Source organism: Sphingobacterium micropteri (assembly GCF_014692515.1).
Classification (GTDB): domain Bacteria; phylum Bacteroidota; class Bacteroidia; order Sphingobacteriales; family Sphingobacteriaceae; genus Sphingobacterium; species Sphingobacterium micropteri.
The window spans coordinates 23,718-48,498 of sequence record NZ_JACOIK010000001.1 but is presented as its reverse complement, the minus strand read 5'-3'; the positions used below and the strand labels follow the sequence as shown (position 1 = coordinate 48,498).

Here is a 24,781-nt window from a genome sequence, read left to right as displayed (position 1 = left end):
AAAAATACCATAAATTACAAGTGGTGGGATTTTAAGATTCTTCACGCCGTTCAGCATGACAGACAAAACGGTATTTTAGTTTTTAAAACGTACTCAATTTGATAGGCAGTGTATATTTGACTCTAACAGGTACTCCATTTTGAACACCCGGTTTCCATTTTACGGCTTTTTTCAACACGCGGATAGCCTCATCACCTGTACCGAAACCGATATCCCGCAATATCGTAATATCGGTTAAAGAGCCATCTGTTTCCACTACAAACGTCGCGATCACACTCCCTTTAATCCCCTGATCCAACGCCCTATCGGGATACGCATAGTTCTTTCCTACCCAATTGACAAATGCAGCCATACCGCCTATTGGCTCTGGCATAACCTCTACCGATACAAACGGTTCACCATTATTTAACGCACCACCATCGGGATCACCTGTGGCTGTTCCGGTGATGTTTCCTAGTTCTTTCGTAGGGCCAAATTCCCCTTTTGCAACAAAAGAACCGCCATCCACTTTTTTAAGCGTAAGCCGGGCAGTCATCTTATCTTTTAGATCATCTTGCGAAGCAACATCCTCGACTGCTCTATTACGATCAGTTATAACGGGCTCTACAAAACGGATCAGATCCTGTGCAGGTGGGTCTTGTGCAATCTTTTGGACAGGTTGTTCTGCCGGGAGGATGACTTCCTCTTCTTTTAGCGGTTCGGGAATTGCCAATTGTTCAATTGTAACGGGTGTATGGTTTTCAATTATTGGCACTGAGGTCGTACCCGGCATCCGGTCATAAGCATATTTTCCACCTACCAATAAGGCAACAGCGAACATAACCATAAGCAAGGCCTTATTCGTGGCCGCAGCAGATTGACGTCGTAAATCATACGCACCATAAGTTTGGTTGCGGGAAGAAAAAACGACATCTAGCCATTCTTTCTCATAAATATCTAATTTGTTGTTCCACATAACGAAAAGTGTTAAGGTTTACATCTTTTCTTTCATGATGACAACGAAGTGAAAATTCCATAATTTATTTTGCGTACCGCTACACGTGCATCCGCGCTAAAGGTGTAATATCTTGACCGACAAAATCTTTGCGCAGATATTTATGGTACCCCGCAATAGCAATCATCGCCGCGTTGTCGGTACAGTATTCAAATTTGGGAATGAATACGTTCCACTGGTATTGCTTACCCATTTCCAACAACCCCTGTCGTAGACCCGAATTAGCAGAAACCCCTCCTGCGATTGCCATATTCCGCACGCCAGTTTGTTTCGCCGCTTTCTTTAGCTTATTCAATAAAATAGAAACAATACGCTTTTGCACCGAAGCACATACATCAGCTATATTTTCCATTAAAAAATTGGGATCCTTCTTTTCTTCCGCCTGTACCATATATAAAATAGCCGTTTTAAGACCCGAAAAACTAAAATTCAATTCCGGAATTTGCGGTTCGGGCAATTTATAGGCGTCCGGATTTCCTTCCTGTGCATATTTATCGATTAATGGCCCTCCCGGATAAGGTAGGTTCAGTATTTTCGCTGTTTTGTCAAACGCTTCTCCGGCTGCATCATCAAGCGTTTGTCCGAGCAACTCCATTTCAAAATAGTCTTTCACCAATACAATCTGTGTATGTCCGCCCGATACGGTTAGGCAAAGAAAAGGAAAGCTGGGTTTCGGTTGCTCTATAAAATGTGCTAGGATATGTGCTTGCATGTGGTTAATTTCAATCAGCGGGATTTGACGAGCCAATGCAAACGATTTAGCGAAAGACGTACCGACCAAAAGTGAGCCTAAAAGTCCAGGTCCTCGTGTAAAAGCCACCGCATCCACATCATTTTTATGTATTTTTGCCTGTTGAATAGCTTCATCCACGGTCGGAATGATATGTAGCTGATGGGCTCGCGATGCTAATTCGGGTACCACACCTCCATATTTTGCATGAATTGCTTGACTAGCAATAATATTTGATTTAATTTCACCGTCTATACATATAGAGGCAGAAGTTTCATCACAGGAAGACTCGATACCGAGGATAACAGCCATTGTACAATATTTAAATAGAATACAAAAATATCAAAAAAATACTTAAAATAACGCTGATTACGCTGCTTAGCATCCTCTTGCTAACGATATTGGCTGTTTTCTTATTACGTTATCCTGCTGTACAGACCTATGTCACGAAAAAGGTGGCAAACTACCTGAGCAAAGAGTTACAGACGGATATCTCTTTGGAAAAAGTATATTTCAAGCCCTTTAGTTCGTTAGAGTTACAGCACTTTTCGATCAACGACCGAAATGGGAACATCTTACTATCCGCCAAAAGTGCAACCGCCCGCATTTCCCTGGTAAAAATATGGAATAAGCAAATCGGAATTCAACAAGTCACGTTAGATAGTGCTTTTATTAACTACGAAGTATATAAGGACAGCACCAATGTTAGTTTCTTAATTGATTATTTTTCACCAAAGAAAGAAGAACAAACACCGAAAACAACTAAAATGCAATTGGATTTGCAACGTGTCACACTGCACGACAATCATTTCAAACTGACCGACCATCGCTTTAATCATCATAACCGCGGTGTAGATTTTAGTGATCTAGATTTGACAAACATTTCGGGTGATATTAAAGCGATCCGCTATGATGACACGAACATACAAGCAGATGTACAACAGCTCACCTTCAAAGAAAAAAGCGGACTGTACCTGCAAGAGTTTAGTGCGAAATCTTATGTATCCAACAAGAAGATGGAATTTATTGACTTGGTGCTACATACCAATCGCTCTAGGATAGGCAATTATCTCGCTTTTTATTACGATAGTTTTACAGACTTTTCGGATTTTATCCAAAAAGTGAATATGGAAGGCAAACTTCACGATGCTTTTGTAGATTCGCGTGATATAGAGTTTTTTGCACCAACCATGGTAAATGTTCGATTCACAACGGATGTTATCCAAGCTTCCGTTTCTGGCACGGTCGAACATCTAACGGCTCATGATGTTTATCTCAAGACGGGGACACAAACCAGTCTACAAGGGGACTTTACGATTGACGGGCTACCGGCAATCGAGCAAACGCGATTCCATTTTGCATTAGCGAATCTACAAACCTCCGCAAAAGATGTCGAAGAGCTTGTACCGGCATTATCCAATCAATCTTCCTTTTCCCTGCCAGATCAACTTCATCTTTTGGAAACTTTAGCCTATCAAGGCACACTTAACGGATATTACTACCTTTTTGATGTAGACGGGAGGGCTACCACAGCGCTGGGTTCCCTCTCCACCAAAAGTAGTATCACGATAAAACCTTCGTTACAATATAGGGGGAAAGTAGAAACCGCTTCCTTTGACTTGGGGAAATTCGTGCGCTCCAATGAAATTGGCACAACGGGTTTTAGCCTTCAATACGACGGCAGGGGAAATGATGCAAAATCACTACATTTAAGCACGCATGGTCATTTGTCGAATCTCTTTTTCAAGAATTATTGCTATCAGCAAATAGATTTTGAAGGCGAGATGCTGGATAAGATTTTATTTGCTAATGGCAAAATTGATGATCAACACGCTGCTCTAGTCTTTGAAGGAGAGGTTAACTGGCAAGACACTATGCCGAGATACGAATTTAATTCTACCATCCAACATCTCGACTTAAAAGGATTACATCTCTATCTCAAAGACAGCATTGTCGTCAGTCAGTCCAATATTCAAGCAAAGCTACATGGAAACTCCCTGAATTCCTTAAACGGTCAAATTGCTTCCGATCATCTGCAGTTCAGTACAACAAGGGGCGATTTTGTGATGAACTATTTAGACTTTAAATCGGAAGGAGATGAATATTCTAAACAGTTGACGCTAAATTCCGATGTCGTTGACGGCGTGATGTCGGGACAAATAGATTTATCCAGTATAGGTGCTTATTTTCGCTCGCTGGCTATGCGTTATGCGCCTGCCATCAATCTCGAAATCCAACCCTACAATCCACAAAATTTTGACCTGCATATCAATGTCAAATCCTTTGCTCCTATATCAGCATTATTTGATCCCAGTTTAGCATTAGAAGATGGAGCACGTTTAACGGCCAAATTCTCGTCGGATAACTATACAGCAAATTTTAAGGCTTTTAGTCCAGTAGTTTCCTATAAAGGCATGAACATCAAGAATCTTGTGCTTACCGAAAAAGCGGATAATCAAGCTTTTTCGTTAGATGTAACGGCTGATCGCTTTAGTTTTTCGGACTCCACATATGTCGACCATATTGCCATCAATAATGTATTAGCTAACGACAGTCTGAATTTCCATATTTCCCTTTCGGAAACAGATCGTCCTAACTATCTTAAATTAAACGGAAATATACACTTTGCTCATAATCAGCCAGCAAATATTCGGTTTGACCAATCTGAAATTGTATTGAATAAGGAGTCATGGGAAATCAATCAGGATGCGGATCTGCGGGTCTCCAAAGGCAAATTTTACTTAAATAACCTTCACATTTCCCGAGATCGCCAAGAGATCAGCTTAAACGGGATCCTTTCCAATGAAGACGACAAGCTCGATATTGCTTTTAAAGACTTCAGCCTAGCTTCACTCTCGGGAATTACACGACCATTGGGCATTGATTTACTCGGACATCTTAGCGGAGAAATGCAAATACATTCGGTTTTTGGTTCACCAACACTTTCTGCCAATATCTCCACGACACCGATCATTTACAATAACCTGCCGATCGGGAGTCTAGATGTGAACGCGGATTTTGATCCGCAGACCGGACTAATACAACTCCAATCTAAGTTATTGGATGTAGATGGCGACGGGGTTACGCTCAATGGCTCGTATGACGTCAATGCTGAAAAGGATGCATTACATTTAAAAGGAATAGTCAACGATATAGATCTCGGTGTGGTGCAACCGTTCCTCCGCACACTTGTTTCCAATTTATACGGTACCATGAGCGGTGATGTGACAATAAGTGGTACCATCCGACAGCCAAAAATCAATGGAACTGCCCATATCAAGGAAGCGTCTTTTTTGGTTAATTATCTGCAGACGAAATACAGCATCTCTAATCAACATTCCGTCATCCAAGAGAATACCATTCTTTTAAATAATTTATTGTTAAACGATGCTCGAAATGCGACAGCGCGAGCAAACGGAGAAATCAATCTCAATACACTTAGCGACCCGAATTTGGCTATTCACGTGACAGCAGATAACTTCCAAATCCTAAACACCGCCCGGAAAGACAATGAACTGTTCTTTGGTACAGCCTACGCGTCAGGTGCTTTCCGTTTTAACGGCCCGACTAGTGCTATGGTTATGGATATTGATGTACGCCCCAACCCTAATACGGTAATTACCCTGCCTTTTAATACTTCGTTGAAAGTGACTGACAACGATTTCATCTATTTTGTAAACCCGGATTCTGCTCAACAGGAGATACCTATCTCTAAACGGCTTTTTCAAGGTTTAACCATGAATATGGATATTACCGTGACACCTGATGCGGAAATCAATCTAGAAAACAACATCGGCTCTTTAACCGGTGTTGGTACAGGTGATATTTCGTTGCGTATATCAAGTTTGGGTGATTTTGAGATGTTTGGTGATTATCATGTTATCTCCGGAAAATTCCATTTTACCGCACAAGATTTCTTTAACAAGTTCTTTGATCTCAAAGAAGGCGGAACTATCCGATGGGCGGGTAATCCTGCCGAAGCAACCGTTAATCTGAGTGCAACCTATCAACAACGAACATCAATTGCTCCTTTATACAATGCTGCGGGGCGAGCAGAAAACAACGATCGCATCCTGGCCCAGGCGGATATGATATTAAAAGGTACGTTATCACAGCCAGATGTTTCTTTCGATCTTAATTTCCCACAAACACCGTATATTAAAGATGAGCTTCAAGGCTATTTGAGCGATATCAACAATGTTAACCAACAAGCTATTAGTCTCATCGTCCGACGGAGCTTCACGCCTGCATCGACACAGGAATTTGGTAGAGAAGTCAACAACACGCTCCTATCGGCAGGTACAGAAATCGCTTTCAATCAACTAAACAGCATCATCTCCCAGTCTCTCAACATGAATTTTCTGGATCTTAATATCCGGTCCTTCAACGATGCTTCCGCTTCCTTACGGTTTTTCGACGACCGATTGGTCTTTACGGGAGGTGTTAGCGACCGTAGCCAAAATCAACTCAACGATCTCACGCTCTTCTCGGATCAGATAGCCACCGATGCAGAAGTCACGTTCCGCTTACGTCAAGATGGAAATCTTGTATTAAGAGCCTACAATAGACTTAATACCCGAAATTTCTTGTTCACGCCCTATAGCGATTACATCAGTGCCGTTGGGTTAGTATATCGGCAAGAGTTCAATTCTTTATCCGAATTCTGGCGAAAGCTATGGATTTGGAATGAACGTAAAAAGCGGGAGGAGGATTAACCTCTAACGAACATCCTTACCAAACTCTCCCACTCTTCTTGCAGTGTACCTTTGTATTCCGGTTGTTTTGCGCGATTGTACCAATAGCGTGCATTCCACAAATCTCCCTCCACACGGTGAAGATATGCGTGTACATGCGCCGAGGTACGGTCCTCCAAATGATCGATCAAGTCATGTGCTGTTTGCCAATCTCCTTTAGCATCGTACCAAAGTGACTGTAAATGGACATTCAATTTATCAGGAATAGTGTTATCCTTTTCAATCGAATTGATAAACTCATTGTAGGTCAAAGTTGTCATACTTACACAATTAATTATGGTCAACAAATTACATTTTTTTTCTAAAACAAATACTATTTCTTACCGACAATACGTTATCGTAACACATTGTAACAAAAATATTATAAATAGCAAAACTATTAAAACTAGTTGTTTGTTACACTATAGCAAATAAAAGCAAGAAAATGATTTTAACGTAATTCTATACCGTATATGAAACACATCCTTTATGCCATTCCCTTCCTATTCTTTGCCCCCTACTGGGCTCTTGCCAAACACGATACACATCTTTCCTATTCAAGTAAAATCGACCATTCCAGCTTATTTCGGACGACATTACCCAGTACCCAAGATTCCCTAATTACGATACAGGGATCCGTCAAAGACACTGATAGCCAACCCATAGCAGGCGTTATCGTCTCCGTAAAAGGGGAAACTATCAACACCGTAACAGACGATCAAGGTCTATTTACCCTAGAGATGAAACCAGATGGATCCCTGATTTTTAACAAAACAGATTTCGCCCGACACGAAGAGCGTATCAATAATCGGAGCGAGATACATGTGATACTGAAACCTGCAGAAGCGGATTCATCTGCAGCAAGGGATACCCCAGTTGATACAATGGTTAGTACCGCAACAGACACAACCGGTACCGATACCGCTACCACAACACGAACTCCCGCGATTTCACCGACACCTCCCACTACCTCAACTGACTCTACGGCCGCTTCACAAAATGCCGTCCAAGGTACAGTTAGTGACAAAAATGGCTCCATAACAGGTGTTACCGTTACGGTCAAAGGACAACCAACTTCAGCCGCTACGGATGAACAAGGTCGGTTCAACATCCCAGCAACTGCGGACGATATTCTGGTGTTTAGTGCTGTTGGTTATAAGGAATACGAGGAGCCGCTCAACAATAGAAAAGAGATATCGGTTTTGTTAAGCGAGGAATCAAAAACTATCCAATCCGTACAGGTAGTCGCCGTCGGGTATGGTACGATGGAACGAGCGACATTGGCCAGTTCGGTATCCAGTATAGGAGCGGATGAAATCGAGAACGAAGTATTGCCCAGTATCCCGCAAGCTATCCAAGGAAAAGCGGGCGGCGTGCAGGTAACACAGAAATCCGGGTCACCGGGTGGCGGACTGAATATCAGGGTACGTGGTACTACTTCGATAAACGCCAGTTCCGATCCGCTATATGTCGTGGACGGTATCCCCGTGAATAGTACAACGAACTTCACCGGCGGCTCCAATTTTAATTTTGGAGGTGGCACGCAAGGAATCAATATTCTGTCGTCATTGAACCCTTCTGATGTCCAGTCTATCGAAGTATTGAAAGATGCAGCCTCCTCGTCCATTTACGGTGCAAGAGCGGCGAATGGTGTGGTGCTGATTACGACAAAAAAAGGCGACGCCGGCACCAGCCAGTTCCACTTCAACATGTATGAAGGATATTCAGAAATGCCGGCGGAGCGCAAGTACGACATGATGAATACCGCACAATACCAAGATTACATGCGGGATTATTACTACTTTAGACAACAGGACGATCCCGAATCCACCATGCCGGATCAAATATTAGCGAACCCCAACATCAATACCGACTGGCAAGACGCTATGTTCCGGAAAGCAGGTACCAGAAGCTACGAACTATCGGCAAGTGGGGGTGGCGAAAAAACACAATACTACACTTCGTTGGGCTATATGCGGCAAGGCGGGATCATGCTTAACTCTGATTTTAATCGGATCAGTGGCCGGATAAACCTCAATCATCAACATAATGAAAAACTACGGTTTGCCACGGCGATCAACGTAACACGTGCAGAGAATGACCGTATACAGGAAGAAAACTCAAAAGAAGGACCAACGAAAACAGGGATCTTTTCGCCGCCTAACATTCCGGTATACGACGCCAATGGAAACTATGCCTATGACGAAGTCAGTTTAACGCGGGAAAACCCTGTCGCTATGCTCCAATTGCCGGTCAACAATGCACAGACTTGGCGTGTGTTAGGGAATGTAAGTGCCGAATATCAATTTATCCCATCATTAACGTTAAAGACAAGCTTCGGGACGGACATTAGCTTTATCGACGAGACTTTCTTCATGCCGCCAAATGGCATACGCTCCTTCGCCAGCCAAGGCGGGATCGGCGCACGTCGCAATACGCGTGACCAGCTTTGGATCAACGAGACAACCTTGACCTTCGACAAGCAATTCGGCGATCATGAATTCAACGCCTTAGGTGGATTCTCCGTACAGGAGTCCCGACTGGAGTTCGTTCACGCACAGCGTTCGAATTTCCCTTCTAATGACATCGAGCATATTAACGCAGGGGGTGTCATCACAGGGGCAGATGGCTATCCAGAAGAATGGGCTATTGCTTCCGGTTTTATGCGTGTCAACTACAATTATAAAAGAAAGTACATTCTAACCGCCAACTTGCGTACGGATGGATCGTCTCGTTTCGGTCGTGATAATCGTTGGGCAACATTTCCTTCTTTTGCTGCGGCATGGCGTCTATCAGAAGAAAATTTTATTCAAGATCTTTCAGTTATCAGCGATCTGAAACTTCGCGCCAGTTGGGGCATTACCGGTAATCAAAACATCGGAAATTATGCCAGCTACTCGCTCTATGCTGGGGGAAACAACTATTTAGGTATGCCCGGTTTTATTCCCTCCGTTTTAGGCGACCAAAACCTCAAATGGGAAACTACGAGACAGGCCGACATCGGTGTGGATGTTGGGCTATTCGACAATAGAATTTCCCTTTTGGCCGATTATTACCATAAGAAAACGTCCGATCTGCTTATCGGTGTACCTATCCTGACCAACTCGGGCTACGTCAACCGGTTTACCAACTCTGGTGATATTGAAAACAAGGGATTCGAATTCGAATTGACCACACACAACCTTATTGGCGATTTTAAATGGACAACTTCGTTGAACATGACCTTCAACCGAAATAAAGTATTGGCCCTGCCTGATGGAGTAGAAAGTATTTTAGGCGGTGTGGGCAACCTCAATATCGCCATGGCCGGCTTGCCGCTCGGCTCTTTCTACGGTTGGAAAATGATTGAAGTCAATCCACAAACAGGTATGATTGACTATGAGGGTCAAGACGGTTTGCCTACGACACCAACAGAGGACGAAGACAGACAAATTATTGGCAACCCACACCCGGACTTCTTTGGAGGTATTACCAATACCTTCCAATATAAAAACTTCGATTTCAGCGTCATGGGCCAATTTACGTACGGCAACGACATGTTCAATTACACCTTGGCATCGGGCTTAGAAGGATATAATGCCAGTTCCAATGCCTTTATCGATTGGCTGGATCGCTGGCGCCAACCAGGAGACGTAACCGATGTACCGCGTCCAAGTCCGGGAAGTTTCGATAATGGTGCCATTTCTGATCGTTTTGTCCAGGACGGTTCTTTCTTCCGCCTGCGTAATATCACGCTGGGCTATTCCCTACCGCAATCTGTTGTAGAGCGATTAAAAGTCAGCAAACTGCGCGCCTACGTCACTGTACAAAACGCGTATGTGTTCACTAAATACCGTGGCTTTGATCCTGAAGTAAGTTCCAGTCATGGCGGCGCCAATACGGGGCTTATCTACGGATATGACTATGGAAGTTATCCGCAGCCACGCATATTTACCGCGGGAGTCAATTTATCTTTCTAATCTATTAAATGCATATACTTATGAACACGCTATATAAACTATCTGTCGCTATCACGCTACTCGCAGGATTTACATCTTGTGATAATTTCCTCGACAGGGAACCTCTCGCGCAAGTGACCAACGACACCTATTTTAATTCGGAAACCAATGCAAATTCCGCCGCAATTGGCATGTACCGCACCATGACCAGTTCCTATACGTATGGGCAGACGATGGTCATTGTGCCGGAATTTTCCGCGGAGCACGTAACGCATACGGCGGTTTTTCCCGAATATGAAAACTTCAAGACCCACAGTGTGACTGCAAATAACCCTTGGATAGCTAATGTCTGGCAAGGCACCTATTCCACGATCAATGCCGCCAATAATATTATTACCCGCGTGGCTGAAATGCCTGAAAACGTTATCACTGCTGAAAAGCGGGCACAGTTTATCGGGGAGGCAAAATTCGTCCGCGCATTAAACTATTTGTTCCTAGTACGCGCTTTTGGCCGCGTGCCCTTAAAACTGACAGCAACCACAGAGGACGAAAATGTCGCTATTCCACAGTCTGAGCCTACCGCTATTTATGAGCAGCTTGTACAAGATCTGACAGAAAGTATAGCAGCACTTCCTGAGGTATATGAAACAACCGAAGCCACCAAAGGCAGAGCAACTAAAGCCGCTGCACAAGCCTTATTGGCAAAAGTATATCTTTATCAAGCTTCCCTAACGGGAGACTATACCAAGGCTGCCACAACGGCCGCAGAAGTTATCAACTCGGAAGCTTTTCAACTGGTGGACAATTACGGTAGCATCTGGACTTCGGAAAATACGGCTGAATCCATTTTCGAACTACAATTTGATGACCAGACGGCGAATACGCTAGCATCGGTAACAAACAATAACCCCAGTCTCCTTTTTCACGCCAAAGACAGCAGCATCGCGATGCTCTTTGAACCCAAAGACAAACGTCGTGATTTTTCAGTGGCAAGAGGTATACGAGAAGTGGGCGAAATGGAGCAAGTTTATTTTTTCATCGGAAAATTTCCGAATGCTACACCGCCGAGCCAAAATCTACCTATTGTCCGATTAGCTGAAATTCTACTCATTCATGCAGAAGCCCAAGCAAGAGTCAGCAATAGTGTAAGTGATGCGGCATTCTCTTCCCTTCAAAAAGTATTGACACGCGCTGGTGTGGCAAAGAATAAAGGTGATTTTACTTCGGTGGATAATTTCGTCAAGTTTATACAGGAAGAAAAAGAACGGGAACTACTCTTTGAGGGTGAAACTTGGTTTGATTTCTGCCGGACAGGTTTGGCTTTGGAAAAATATGACACGGTAGATAGTGAAGATCAGTTTGTTTACCCCATCCCGACCGCTCAGCGGAATCTCAATCCGGAACTAGAACAGAATCCGGGCTATTAAAAGAAAGGGCAGACCTTGCGGTCTGCCCTTTCTTCTATGCTTTAAATTTACTTGCCAATGCCGCTAATTTACTTGCCATATCGGTTTCTGGTGTCTTTACTTTCCGCTGGTTATCATGACGTTTACGTGGTTGCGCAGGTTTTTCGTCAGATTTCATCGACAGGCCAATTCGATTTCGTCTTTCATCGACTTCGGTTACGGTTACCATGACATGCTGCTGCACCTTGACAACCTCATTCGGATCGGACACAAAGCGATTGGCAAGTTGGCTTAAATGTACTAAACCATCTTGATGGACGCCAATATCCACAAATGCCCCGAAGTTGGTGATATTTGTGACAATACCAGGTAGTTTCATCCCAATACGCAGATCACCTATACTGTTCACGCCATCCGTAAACTTAAACTCTTCGAATTGTTCACGTGGATCACGTCCCGGTTTGGACAACTCTGCGATAATGTCGTTTAGGGTCGGAAGCCCGACTTCCTCGGAAACATATTTTTTTAAGTCAATTTGTTTGCGCAATACTTCATTGGTCAGCAAATCCTGTACACTGGCTTGCAGGTCTTTTGCCATCTGCTCCACAAGCGCATAACGTTCCGGGTGCACTGCAGAAGCATCCAACGGGTGTTCGCCATGACGGATACGGAGGAAACCGGCAGCCTGCTCAAAGGCCTTGTCGCCCAAACGAGGCACCTTTTTCAATTCCTTACGCGATTTGAACGGTCCGTTTGTCCCACGATAGTTCACAATTTGTTGTGCAAGGGACGGTCCAAGCCCAGAGACATACGCCAAAATTTGTTTAGATGCTGTATTCAACTCCACACCTACTGCATTTACACAGGAAATGACGGTATCGTCCAATGAGTTCTGTAATTTGTTTTGATCGACATCATGTTGATATTGCCCTACTCCTATGGATTTAGGGTCAATTTTCACTAATTCGGCTAAGGGATCCATTAATCTTCTTCCGATAGATATCGCTCCACGAACCGTCACATCGTAGTCCGGAAATTCTTCTCGAGCTACTTCCGAAGCAGAATAAATGGAAGCACCCGATTCATTCACCATGACGACGGTAACATCTTTTAATCCTAGCTTGCGGACAAAATCTTCTGTTTCCCGTCCAGCTGTACCATTACCAACAGCTATCGCTTCCACATCATAGCGTTTTACCATCAGTTCTACCGTTTTTGCGGCTTCCGCTAAGCCTCCCGCACCATTATGCGGAAAGATGGTGGTATTCTCCAATAATGCGCCTTGAGCATCCAAAACGACCGTTTTACACCCTGTACGGAATCCCGGATCAATTGCTAATAACCGTTTCTGTCCCAAAGGTGCCGCCAACAACAGTTGACGGACATTGTCTGCAAACACACGGATGGCTTCTTCATCGGCTTTTTGACGAGTCAACACACGTACCTCCGTTTCCATCGACGGTTTCAACAACCTTTTATAACTGTCCTGTAAAGCCGCTTTTACCTGTGCAGAAGCTTCATTGGAGGCTTTTATATAACTATTTTCGATAACCGAAAGCACCGTTTCCTGCTCTACAGCAATATCAAGATAAAGCATTTCTTCCTTCTCGCCACGGCGCATCGCCAACACACGATGAGACGGCGCATCTCGAAGTGATTCCGACCAATCAAAATAATCTTTATATTTCAACGCATCGTCCTCTTTTCCAGGAACAACACGCGAGACAAATAAACCTTTATCCAAAAATATTTTTCGGGATCTTGACCGAACTTCGGCATCTTCCGCAATCTGTTCTGCTATAATATCGCGCGCACCTGCTAAAGCCTCTTCTTCTGATGTTACGCCTTTCTCCGAATCGATAAAATCAGCTGCTAACATCGATATATCGTCTTTCTCTTGTAATAGCAATCGATCAGCCAACGGTTGTAGGCCTTTTTCTCTCGCGATTGATGCACGGGTTTTACGCTTCGGTTTGAACGGCAGGTAAATATCTTCCAAAATGGCCATTGTCTCTGCTTCCTGGATTTGCTGTTTCAGCTCGGGTGTTAATTTTCCTTGCTCTGTAATAGATTTTAAGACCGCTTCCTTACGTTTGTCCAAATCGCGCAATTGCTGTACGCGATCACGTATGGTGGTAATTTGCACTTCATCCAAACTGCCAGTCATCTCCTTACGGTAACGAGCAATAAACGGAACAGTTGCGCCGTCGTCCAATAAGCTGATAGTGGTAGATACCTGACGGCTATTTATCCCCAGTTCTTGCGAAATAATAATTTCGTATGCCATATTTTAAGTATAGTAAAAAAGAAAGCTGTAGGAATTTACCAACAGCTTTTATAATGGTATTATACGGTAATAAATCTAAACATTTCTAGGTTGCTCCTCATCAGAAGCTGTCGTATTGGTCTGTGCACCCGCTCCTTCTGATGTGTCCGCACCGTTTTCTTCATTGGCAAAGTGATCATTATATCCATAGGTGTAATGTTCGTCCCCAGAAGATGGTTGTTCACCAGGATGGTGCTGTACTGTATTCTCCGGTGTACTAAACTTCGGAAACTCTTTTTTTGTTTCCTCTTCCACTCCAATGCTTTCCTCGCCTTCTTCTTCCTGTTGATTAATCTCCTCTGAGATTGTTTGTGATCGAGTTTTGGTAGTAGGTTTATCCTCTACAGTAACATCCAAATCCTTTTCAAAATTATTTATCTGGTCCGAAATTTCTCGCTTTATACCATCAGATGCGTCTTTAAATTCGCGTATTCCGCGTCCTAATCCTCTCGCCAATTCCGGTAATTTCTTCCCGCCGAATAACAGCAAAATGACGATAACAATAAGCACCATCTCCTGTGTACCGATATTCAAGAATCCTAAAGTCATTATATCCTTCTCCTTAACTTTTTATCGAAAGATAAAGGTAAGCGTAAATTTATGTTTCTTCCAAATTTTGATGTAATTATTTAGTAACAAAAACGATTATCTTTGCACACGCGAAACACTATGTTACATCATTACTATAAACAAAACAAACATTTTTATTGGAGTGCTTTTGCACTTGCGGGGCCTGTTATCATTTCGCAATTAGGGCATACGCTCGTGCAAACGGCAGACACCGTCGTGGTAGGTAAATTTGCAGGAACTATTCCACTGGCGGCGGTTTCCCTTGTACACTCGGTGTTTATTGTGGTTATGGTGATCGGGCTTGGTGTTTCCTATGGTCTGACGCCACTTATCGCGCAAGCCAACGGCAAAGGTGACAAGGACGCATGTGGAAAATTACTCTCCAGCAGTCTTTGGTTAAATATTGCCACTGCTATTGTGCTATTTGGCCTCATTGGTTTTGGGTCGATGTATGCAATGGAACATCTTGATCAGGATCCCCAGGTTGTAAACACGGCAAAGCCTTATTTATTGGTGTTGATGTTCTCCGTTATACCATTAATGGCATTCAATACATTTAAACAGTTTGCCGAGGGTCTCGGTTTTACCCGGCAAGCCATGAATATCACGATCTGGGGTAATGTGCTTAACATAATTTTAGCGATTATTTTTGTAAAAGGTATGTTTGGTATCAAGCCGATGGGTATTGTGGGTGTTGGGTATGCAACGTTAATTGACCGCATTTTAATGATGTTAGCCATGTCGTTTTACGTCTTACGCTCCAAACGGTTCAGTTTATACACAAAAACATTTTCATTTTTTCATGCGGAATTTTCCCGGATAAAAAGCATTTTTAAAATTGGTGCGCCGATGGCACTGCAATATGTCTTTGAGGTCGGTTCCTTTGCCGCAGCATCTCTTATCGCCGGAAAGATTGGTGCCGTAGAACAGGCTAGTCATCAAGTTGCCATCACATTGGCCTCCATGACCTATATGATGGCCAGTGGTATCGCCTCGGCTGCAACGATCAAAACAGGCCATAGTTATGGAAAAAGAAACATGACCCGGGTCAAGAAGTTTGCTACGGTTTCTTATCACCTTGTTATTGTTTTCATGTTGATCTGTGCGGTAATTTTTGCGCTCTTCAACCAATATTTACCGCGCATAATCAGCGACGACCAAGCTGTTATCAGCATCTCCGCACAGCTCTTGATCATCGCCGGATTGTTTCAGCTATTTGATGGTACCCAAGTCGTTGGGTTGGGCATTCTCCGCGGAATGGGTGATGTCAATGTTCCTACGTTGATCACTTTCATTGCTTACTGGATTGTTGGCATCCCTGCGGCATATCTTTTAGGTGTCTATTTCAACATTGGTGTGCAAGGTGTATGGTATGGACTTTCACTTGGGTTGCTAACCTCTTCGATATTGCTGTATATCCGCTACCGCCGTATTATCCGGCAGCGGATGGATAGGTTTGGGTAGCCAATAGTCAAACTTTTATATTTTTATTAATAAGTCCAATGCTCTATTGAGCGTATCCTTATCCTTAGCGAAGCAGATACGAAGCAGGCTTTGATCACAGGGGGAAGCGTAAAATGCGGAAACCGGAACAGTAGCGACTTTAAATTGGGTAGTCAATTGGGTGGCATAAGCCAATTCAGGTAAGTCGCTAATCGGTGTATAATCCATCAATAAAAAATATGTGCCTTCGCAAGGTAGACTCTGGAATCGGCTTGCTTTCAACCCTTCTACCAACAGGTCGCGCTTCTCTTGAAAAAAAGCACGTAAACCTAGATAACTATCTTTGTCCTGGATATAGTCCGCGATCGCAAACTGCATAGGTGTGTTAGCACTGAACACGTTAAATTGATGGACTTTGCGAAATTCTGCTGTTAGATAGGCTGGTGCGGCCACATAACCTAATTTCCAACCGGTAGTGTGTACTAATTTCCCGAACGAAGCCACCACAAAACTGCGCGCCCATAACGCCGGAAACTGTAATAAAGACCAGTGGGGTTGATTGTCATAGACAATATGTTCATATACCTCGTCGCTCAATATGGTAATCGGAGTGTCCCACACCAATTTTTCCAGCGCTTCAAAATCTGCTTTCTTCCAAATCTTAGTTGAGGGATTTGTAGGGTTATTAACAATGATAAGCTTTGTACAGGGCGAAATCAACTTCCCTACCTCCTTCCAGTCAATCGCAAACTGAGGTGATTTTAGTGTTACCGGAACAACTTTCCCGCCAAAAAGCTCCACGCTGGGTCTATAGGAATCGTAAGCCGGTTCGAAGACAATGACTTCATCGCCCGGACGGATAAGTGTAGCGATTGCCGTAAAGATTGCCTGCGTGCCTCCCGAGGTAATGGTTATCTCTTTTTCCACGTCCACATCCACTTGATAAAGTATATTCATTTTTTCCGCCAAAACTTCCCTAAGCGGCAATATACCCGGCATGGGGGCATATTGATTACACCCTTTACGCATGTAGTGGTCTACTAGAGCGATTAACTTGTCGGATGTCGGATAATTGGGAAACCCCTGTGATAAGTTAATAGCTTCATGTTCTTGGGCCAAAGCCGACATGCGGGAGAATATACTGACCTCTGTTTTGGGAAGTTTGGAAACAAACTTCGGTCTTTGAAAGGATTCTGTCATTTTAGTGATTTAATTTACCCTACTAAAATAATAGATTTTTATATCCAAACCTTATTTAATAAAATACTTTTTTCACCACAAAATCTTCTTTTTTCACCAACAAACAAACGTAATTCACTGCAAACTGCACTGCATTCCAGAAGTACAAATAAAACTCATTAACAAAACTTCATTTCGTACAACAAAAATTTATTTTTCCTCAAAAAGATAAACATTATGCCCTACGATTAGGATTCTGTTCCAGAAACAAGAGCGTAATACATAAAGACGAACATATTCGAGAGACAAGAAAATGATGGATTACCAAAACTTTTCATTTGCACACGAACGCTGCCTGTCGACCTTAAATACAGCTACGATCCACAATTAAAACAAATCGTCTACAAATACGTTTTATTATAAGGAACTAAAACAAAGTGTGATATGGACAAATTGAAAAAATTCGATCTGATGGAGAAGATCGTCAGAGAATTGGAAGACGTACGAAATAGTCAGCAGGCTGTTTTAGAAAAGATAGGCAAAATTGAAGTAGACAACATCGAGTTGGGGGATAAACTAATTGAATCCAAAATGCCGGATATCTATCAGCGAACAGCGGATAATGCTGATTCTATAAGGGAAATATTGGAGTCTTTTCAGGAAAAAACGGAAGAATACAGTGATAAGAATAACATCGATAAGTTACGCGAACAAGAGGCTATTAACAATATTAAATAACAAAAAGCGGCGTGTGAGACACACGCCGCTTTTTGTTATTTAAATCTCCCGATTTATATCCCAATTTTCCAGATAATCCGCAACGCGTTTCAGAAAAGTGCCGCCTAATGCGCCGTCAATGACGCGGTGATCGTAGGACATTGACAAGTACATCATGTGACGAATGGCAATCACATCGCCATGTTCTGTTTCTAAAACAGCCGGCTTTTTCTTAATGGTACCTACCGCCAAAATAGCTGCTTGCGGTTGGTTGATAATGGGTACGCCCATGATATTTCCGAAAGCACCGATATTGGTAAAGGTAAAAGTTCCACCTTGGGTATCATCGGGTTTTAATTGATTCTGTCTACTTCGCTGTGCTAAATCATTGACTGCCTTACTCAATCCCACTAAACTCAACTGGTCAGCATTTTTGATAACGGGAACAATCAAATTACCGGAAGGTAATGCCGCCGCCATGCCGATATTAATATTCTTCCGCTTGATAATATGGTGCCCATCAACGGATACATTAACCATCGGAAAATCGCGTAACGCTTTACTAACAGCCTCAATAAAAATAGGCGTAAAGGTAATATTTTCGCCTTCTCGCTTTTTATAACTATCCTTTATCTTATTTCTCCAATTGACCAAATTTGTTACGTCGGCTTCCACAAAGGAAGCAACATGTGGCGATGTTTTAACACTATGCACCATGTGATCTGCTATGAGCCTACGCATACGATCCATTTCTACAATTTCATCACCAGGTGCTGTTATTTTCTGGGTATTCTCCTTTTCTTTCGAAGGAGGCGTGATTACATGTTGATCCGATGACGCTGTTTTTACGGCTATTTCTTCTGATTCAACTCGTGGATCTTGCGCGGAACGGTGTCCGAGATAATCTAAAATATCCTGCTTGGTTACCCGGCCTTCTGCTCCTGTACCACGGATGCTATCCAACTCTGCCTGGCTTAGACCTTCTTCCTGTGCAATATTCTTGACCAAAGGGGAATAAAAACGAGAACCGGAATGTAATACAGTCTTTTCACTCGTTTCTTGCGTCAGTAGTTCGGTACCCGGGATATCCGATGTCGGAACTTCTTCTTCCTCTATAGCCGAAGTAGCCTCCAGAGGCTCTTCTGCGGTATGTTGCACGGCGATATTTGGAGATGCTTCCCCCTCTACCTCTATCCATGCGATGACATCGCCTACTTGAGCTACTTGGCTTTCTTCAAAAAAAATCTTGGATAACTTTCCTGTCACCGGAGCGGGAACGTCAGAATCCACTTTGTCTGTCGCTATTTCCACAATTGGATCATCCTCCTCAACCGAATCTCCGATTGCCTTCACCCATTTTGTAATGGTGGCTTCGGAAACACTTTCTCCCATTCTTGGAAGAACCACTTTATATATACCCATATCGATCTAAGTTCATTGAATGATTTACTAAATTAACATTTAATCTAACAAATTCAATTAAACAAAACATAATATTTTACAACAGGGCAAAAATAAAATATTATTTCATTATTCACAGAAAATCCTTATCGCTGCCCTCCTCCCGGACCAGTACTGCCTCCAATACGCGTTACGATAGATGTCAATGTAAAAGACGACGTGAGTATAGGGTCACTGACACTGAAAGTGCCATTTCCAAAAGTGAGTTCGCATTTCGAACTGTATATAATTTAATGACTAAGAGATCCTTCGGGGCGAATTACCCTTCTTTCCGAAGCATATCCCAAAACATCGTTAATCCTGCGATTACCGTCCGCTCGATATTGATAGCGCGATCGTTTTTGAAATGAAACGTTTGTGCGCGGGTTTCAGATTTCCCTGCAACGGCTATACACACGGTACCAACCGGTTTTGTTTCTGTTCCCCCACCCGGACCGGCAATGCCACTTGTGGCGATAGCGTAATCCGTACCAAACACCTGCTTTGCCCCTTCCGCCATTTGCTTGACAGTGGGCTCACTGACAGCACCATATTGTACAAGTGTATCCGGCGAAACACCCAAAACATCCATCTTCGCTTGATTAGAATAAACGACTGCCGCACCTTGAAACATTTGACTAGCACCTGGAACTGCTGTAATCTGAGCCGAAATAGTACCTCCTGTACAGCTTTCTGCTGTCGATAGTGTCGCACCAGCGGAGATACATGTTTGTACCAATACTTCCTCGAAAGAACAATTGTCTATCGAAACAACGTAATCTTTTACACGTTCCACCACCTGTTGTTTAAAGCTATCGGTTATACTGGCCAAGGTTTCGATATCCGATCCCTCTCCTGTAAAACGCAGGCGTACCATACCAATTCTGGGAAGATAAGCTAGGGTTATAAAGGAAGGCAAGGCATCCTCGATATCGGCAATATGCTCGGCCAAATGGGATTCGCCGATGCCAACCGTCAATAGGTAGGTGTTATAAACAAAGACGTCGCTTTTATATGTATCGCGCAACATAGGCAATACACGGTTTTCCATCAAGAATTTCATTTCAAATGGTACACCCGGCAGAAAAGCGAAATATTTACCGTCACGTTCGACGGCCATTCCCGGGGCTGTGCCAACATCATTAAACAGCACAGATGCATTTGCTAATACATCAGCCTGCCCGATATTCATTGCAGGCATCATTTTTCTAGCTTTACGACGAAAAATCGATTCTACATGTGCCAAGACAACCTCATTACGCACGAGGGTTGTGCCAAAATAATCCGCTACGGTCGCTTTCGTAATATCATCCCTGGTAGGCCCTAATCCACCTGTCATGATGATAACATCTGCTCGTGCTTCTGCCTGTTGCAATGCGACTTTTATCGCGTTCGCTTTATCGGATATCGAAGTAATATGGACAACGGGGATATGTAATGCGCCTAAGCGTTGGGCAATCCATGCGGAATTGGTATCCACGACCTGCCCATTTAATAACTCGTCGCCTATGGTGATAATTTCTGCTTTCATTAGACCATTATCGATAACTATAATGACTCTCCCGCTTCGTCAATTTCAAATCTTGCAATATCGAAGCTTTAGCACGAATCGTTATATTGTAACTCTTATATTGTCCAAAAGGGGTCCATCCCACGGACATATCCCAACAATGCAAATCACGATAAATACTAAACCGTGTCAGTGAAAGGGCTTTTTGCCGAAGATCATAGCCGGTATTAAACTGTACCTTCCATTTAGGCGTAACATTAAAGTCACCATTTATATTGACCGTAGCTGTAACGTTATTCATCATCCGTCTTTCTTCGCGATTCCAAGACTTATTATAGTTCATGCTAAAAGAACCATTTAAATTCCAGGGAATATTAAAGTCAACAAACGCATTCGGATTGGTACTTATACGTGCCAATGCATCCGCCTGCTCTGCCGTCATATTCGGCATTTGATTACGGAGCGAATCGAGATTATCATTCCGGCTTTTGTTTGCATTGGGATTAAGGCTATAGTCAAACGACAACCCAAAATTGGTAAGTCGAGCCAAACTTCCATCTTGAATAGCAAACCTATCGATCTTTTGCCCTGTCTCTGGGTTAAAGGCATAAGGATCAAAAGTACCATTAAAGTTTAAATTGATCTTTTCCTTGAACAGAGAAGTACGCCCCGAGAAACTAATGTTAGAAAGTTTTAGGGAATCGGCCATGAAATTATAGTTCCCGCTAAAGGTCAGGCCTTGTAAAATTTTCACTTTTCGAAATGCTTCATTACCTGTTGTATCGTTGTTATTTCGAACTTTGGCTTCGATATTGTTATCGACTGAAAAACCAATACCCATGGATTTACCTGAGCCGGGACCACCGAAGATGCCGCCTTCAAAGATAGAGTAGCGTTCCACCACGCCATTATCGTTTACGAAATCTCGGTAAAAACCATAGCGAGCATCCGAAAAATCAGGACGGTAGTTGAGGTTAACCGACGGTGTTATGACGTGTCGAATAGCCTCTACTTTCCCCATTTTAGGATACATACCATAAACCTTCGTAGAAAGGCCCGCTGACATTGAATAGTCGTAAGCACGCTCAAAACCACCCACCGTATCACGCGTAGCAGAAAAGCCGTTGACCTCATTTATTAGTCGCTTACGGACACTCTGCAAATACCAGCGTTCCGTATAGTTTACAGATGTGTTGAATTGAAAATATTTAAAGGCATTTAGGCTCAAACTGATAGGAATATTATGCTGAAAACCATTGGTAAAGTCATTTAATGCCTCTTTCTTAAAAAGCAGGGAATCTGCCGTAGAAATGGTATTCCGTCCCTGCAAACTATATCCTACCGTAATTCGTTGATACCATTTTTGATCACCCACTCGATCTTTAGAATCAAAAGGATTAAACGTGGACACGTTCAAACTAAAAGACGGCAATTCCAAGTCTACCTGTCCGGATGCCATATCCTGCCGGTGACTTAAATTAGCGGTAAAATTTACTTTTCCATCCGCAAACACTTTACCATAGGCTATCGAAGATGACATATTGTTTCGCGTCAGATCTTCTATTGAATTCTGTTGGTTAAACCCTGTATTTCGGAAGTAAGAACTGGTACCAAAATTAACAGAAGCCGAAAATGAAGTTCCGGGATTGGCCTCTTGTCGTTGTGTGTGATTCCAGGTGACGTTAAAATCACGGTTGACGCCGTAATTCTCCGTCCCCTCCACCCCAGATGGTGTAGAGGCGTAGCGAATATTAAAGCCACCGCTAAATTTATAGTTCACCAAATAATTTGTACGTACACTGGCCTCCCACGCTCCCTTCGAGTATAGACTCCCTCTAATTTCGGAATCCCAAAAATCATTAAACGCCAGGTACCAACCCATATCACGAATAGAAAAACCTCGTGTTGCGTCCTCCCCAAAAGAAGGGAATAGAAGTCCGGAAGATCTTTTATTATTCTTTGGGAAAAAACCGAAAGGAATAGCGACAAACTTGATGGGGATATTTTCAACCACGAGAAATGCAGGCCCCACGATAATATGGTTTTTCGCCAATAGACCTTTCGTAAATTGGATACCAAAGTGGGTATGCGGATAGGGCAAGTTACAAGTACTATACATCCCGGTCTGCAAAGAAAGCTCATCGTATAGATTCTTGCGGACGACCCTTGCCTGGATATACGCGCCGTCTTCCTCCGTCATGATACCATACGTATTTCCCTCCCGACTTTTATAATCATATACTAAGGAATCGACTGACTTGGGACTTTCCCCCGGAAAGATAACCACGGGGCGACCGACATATTTGCCATTATGATTTGTTACGCCACTCGCAAACAATTGATTGGTATTCCTGTCTAACCGGATATAGTCGGCAGCCAACTCAAAGTCCTGATATTTGACTTTAGCACCATTATATAGATGAAGAATATTTTTACTAACCTCATTCCAGGAGGAATCATTAGCAACAATTGTAACCATGGTTTCCAAACCGCTGTCGTCTTCCATCATCACGGTATCTTGTCCCTGTGTTTCTTTTAAATGATTTCTCGTGGTGTCTGTCAAACCAGTCGAATCAGTCACAACTGCCGTATCTTGGTTATTTTTTACACTGTCTACAACAATTAATGTGGTATCTTGGACGTTAAAAGAAGTAGTTTCCGAAGACGAAGCAACCTGTGCATCAGAAGCCGAAATGGCCACAAACAAGAACAAAAGGCTACAGAAAAAACAAGTTAACGTCTTCAATGTGAATTATGAATGTTATTTTTGTGTGTACTAAAACTACCTGTCGGCAAAAATAGGCAAAAAAGATTTAGAAAGCACGACAGACAAACGTTAATAAAAAATAATTTTACAGTACCTTTGTACAATATTTTAAACGAGGATATATAAGGATATAATACACATGACCAGAAATTTAAATGTAAAAAAGCTGACGTTATTTGTAACTACGATTTTTACGTTGACGCTTACTACCTCATCCATTACTCCTCTCCCTTCCGAACAAGAGCCCAAAAGTGTTGGACATCCTGTACGTACTATCGTACTTGATGCTGGCCATGGTGGAAAAGATAATGGTGCGGTGGGTAGGAAATCTAACGAAAAAGATATTGCGTTGGAAGTAGCTTTAAAACTAGGAAAGAAAATTGAAAGCGAAATGCCCGGTGTAAAAGTTCTCTACACCAGAAAGACAGATATTTTCCTACCGCTATATGAGCGGCCGGCACTAGCTAATAAACACAAAGCTGATCTTTTTATTTCGATCCACTGCAATTCTGCTAACGGCACCAGGCGCGTTAAAAACAGTAGGGGGAGATGGGTAAACAGCACCGTCCGCAGACCTAATGTGACAGGTACCGAAACTTTTGTTTCGGGATTCAATCGGATGGGGGAACAGGATGTTGCTATCCGTGAGAATGCTTCTATCTTACTGGAAGACAACTACGAGGAAAACTACGGTGGGTTTGATCCTAAAGATCCCTCTAGTATGATCGTCTTTCAATTGATGAAAAACCAATATAGAAGGGAAAGCATTAAATTGGCTTCCCATATGCAAGATGAGTTTAAAAAATCCGCAAGACCCGACAGAGGGGTTAAGGAACAATCTTTAGCGGTCCTTGCTACAGCAGGTATGCCTGCTGTATTGACGGAACTGGGTTTTATGAGCAGTCCTACTGAAGAAGATTACATGTTGTCAGCCGCGGGTCAAAAAGAGATCGTGCAACACTTATTTGACGCAATAAAAACGTACAAAACGGCGGTGGAACGATAAACATTTGTTACATTCGTTTGTT

General features: G+C 42.9%; 15 protein-coding genes. 6 read left to right on the top strand and 9 right to left on the bottom strand.

Going from position 1 to position 24,781, the window contains the following annotated elements:
- Positions 1-82 precede the first annotated feature (82 nt).
- Complete coding sequence (locus tag H8B06_RS00210; RefSeq protein WP_190992275.1) at positions 83-955, bottom strand: energy transducer TonB; 873 nt, start codon at positions 953-955, stop codon at positions 83-85.
- 79 nt (positions 956-1,034) lie between these two features.
- Positions 1,035-2,036 (bottom strand): tRNA (adenosine(37)-N6)-threonylcarbamoyltransferase complex transferase subunit TsaD, encoded by a 1,002-nt coding sequence (gene tsaD / locus H8B06_RS00205; RefSeq protein ID WP_190992274.1) that lies wholly within the window; start codon positions 2,034-2,036, stop codon positions 1,035-1,037.
- Positions 2,037-2,113: 77 nt separating this feature from the next.
- Here tsaD and H8B06_RS00200 point away from each other — a divergent pair, with 77 nt between their 5' ends.
- Entirely contained in the window at positions 2,114-6,439 is a 4,326-nt protein-coding gene (locus H8B06_RS00200) for a translocation/assembly module TamB domain-containing protein (protein ID WP_190992273.1), read from the top strand.
- Here the strand turns inward: H8B06_RS00200 and H8B06_RS00195 are convergent.
- A complete protein-coding gene (locus H8B06_RS00195; protein ID WP_223857386.1) occupies positions 6,436-6,738 on the bottom strand; it encodes a hypothetical protein in 303 nt (100 codons plus the stop codon). The genes H8B06_RS00200 and H8B06_RS00195 overlap by 4 nt on opposite strands.
- A 192-nt stretch (positions 6,739-6,930) precedes the next feature.
- Here H8B06_RS00195 and H8B06_RS00190 point away from each other — a divergent pair, with 192 nt between their 5' ends.
- The gene (locus H8B06_RS00190; protein WP_190992272.1) at positions 6,931-10,416 is read left to right on the top strand and encodes a SusC/RagA family TonB-linked outer membrane protein; all 3,486 of its coding nucleotides are present in this window, start codon (positions 6,931-6,933) and stop codon (positions 10,414-10,416) included.
- Positions 10,417-10,436: 20 nt separating this feature from the next.
- A complete protein-coding gene (locus H8B06_RS00185; RefSeq protein ID WP_190992271.1) occupies positions 10,437-11,822 on the top strand; it encodes a RagB/SusD family nutrient uptake outer membrane protein in 1,386 nt (461 codons plus the stop codon).
- A 34-nt stretch (positions 11,823-11,856) separates the two neighbouring features.
- Here H8B06_RS00185 and H8B06_RS00180 read toward each other — a convergent pair whose 3' ends face one another.
- Entirely contained in the window at positions 11,857-14,088 is a 2,232-nt protein-coding gene (locus H8B06_RS00180) for a Tex family protein (RefSeq protein WP_190992270.1), read from the bottom strand.
- A 75-nt stretch (positions 14,089-14,163) separates the two neighbouring features.
- Entirely contained in the window at positions 14,164-14,676 is a 513-nt protein-coding gene (locus H8B06_RS20860) for a Sec-independent protein translocase subunit TatA/TatB (RefSeq protein ID WP_190992269.1), read from the bottom strand.
- A gap of 120 nt (positions 14,677-14,796) precedes the next feature.
- On the opposite strand from H8B06_RS20860, the gene H8B06_RS00170 reads away from it, so the two are divergent.
- Positions 14,797-16,161 (top strand): MATE family efflux transporter, encoded by a 1,365-nt coding sequence (locus H8B06_RS00170; protein WP_190992268.1) that lies wholly within the window; start codon positions 14,797-14,799, stop codon positions 16,159-16,161.
- A 15-nt stretch (positions 16,162-16,176) separates the two neighbouring features.
- Here the strand turns inward: H8B06_RS00170 and H8B06_RS00165 are convergent, their stop codons facing one another.
- Entirely contained in the window at positions 16,177-17,340 is a 1,164-nt protein-coding gene (locus tag H8B06_RS00165; RefSeq protein ID WP_190992267.1) for a methionine aminotransferase, read from the bottom strand.
- 423 nt (positions 17,341-17,763) lie between these two features.
- Here H8B06_RS00165 and H8B06_RS00160 point away from each other — a divergent pair, with 423 nt between their 5' ends.
- Positions 17,764-18,057 (top strand): hypothetical protein, encoded by a 294-nt coding sequence (locus tag H8B06_RS00160; RefSeq protein ID WP_190992266.1) that lies wholly within the window; start codon positions 17,764-17,766, stop codon positions 18,055-18,057.
- A gap of 39 nt (positions 18,058-18,096) precedes the next feature.
- Here H8B06_RS00160 and H8B06_RS00155 read toward each other — a convergent pair whose 3' ends face one another.
- The 3 genes from H8B06_RS00155 to H8B06_RS00145 form a co-directional block, all read right to left on the bottom strand.
- Entirely contained in the window at positions 18,097-19,458 is a 1,362-nt protein-coding gene (locus H8B06_RS00155) for a dihydrolipoamide acetyltransferase family protein (protein ID WP_190992265.1), read from the bottom strand.
- 298 nt (positions 19,459-19,756) lie between these two features.
- Positions 19,757-21,007 (bottom strand): competence/damage-inducible protein A, encoded by a 1,251-nt coding sequence (locus tag H8B06_RS00150; RefSeq protein WP_190992264.1) that lies wholly within the window; start codon positions 21,005-21,007, stop codon positions 19,757-19,759.
- A gap of 7 nt (positions 21,008-21,014) precedes the next feature.
- A complete protein-coding gene (locus H8B06_RS00145) occupies positions 21,015-23,732 on the bottom strand; it encodes a putative LPS assembly protein LptD (RefSeq protein WP_223857385.1) in 2,718 nt (905 codons plus the stop codon).
- A 160-nt stretch (positions 23,733-23,892) separates the two neighbouring features.
- Between H8B06_RS00145 and H8B06_RS00140 the strand changes: the two genes are divergently transcribed.
- Complete coding sequence (locus H8B06_RS00140) at positions 23,893-24,759, top strand: N-acetylmuramoyl-L-alanine amidase family protein (RefSeq protein ID WP_190992263.1); 867 nt, start codon at positions 23,893-23,895, stop codon at positions 24,757-24,759.
- Positions 24,760-24,781 lie beyond the last annotated feature (22 nt).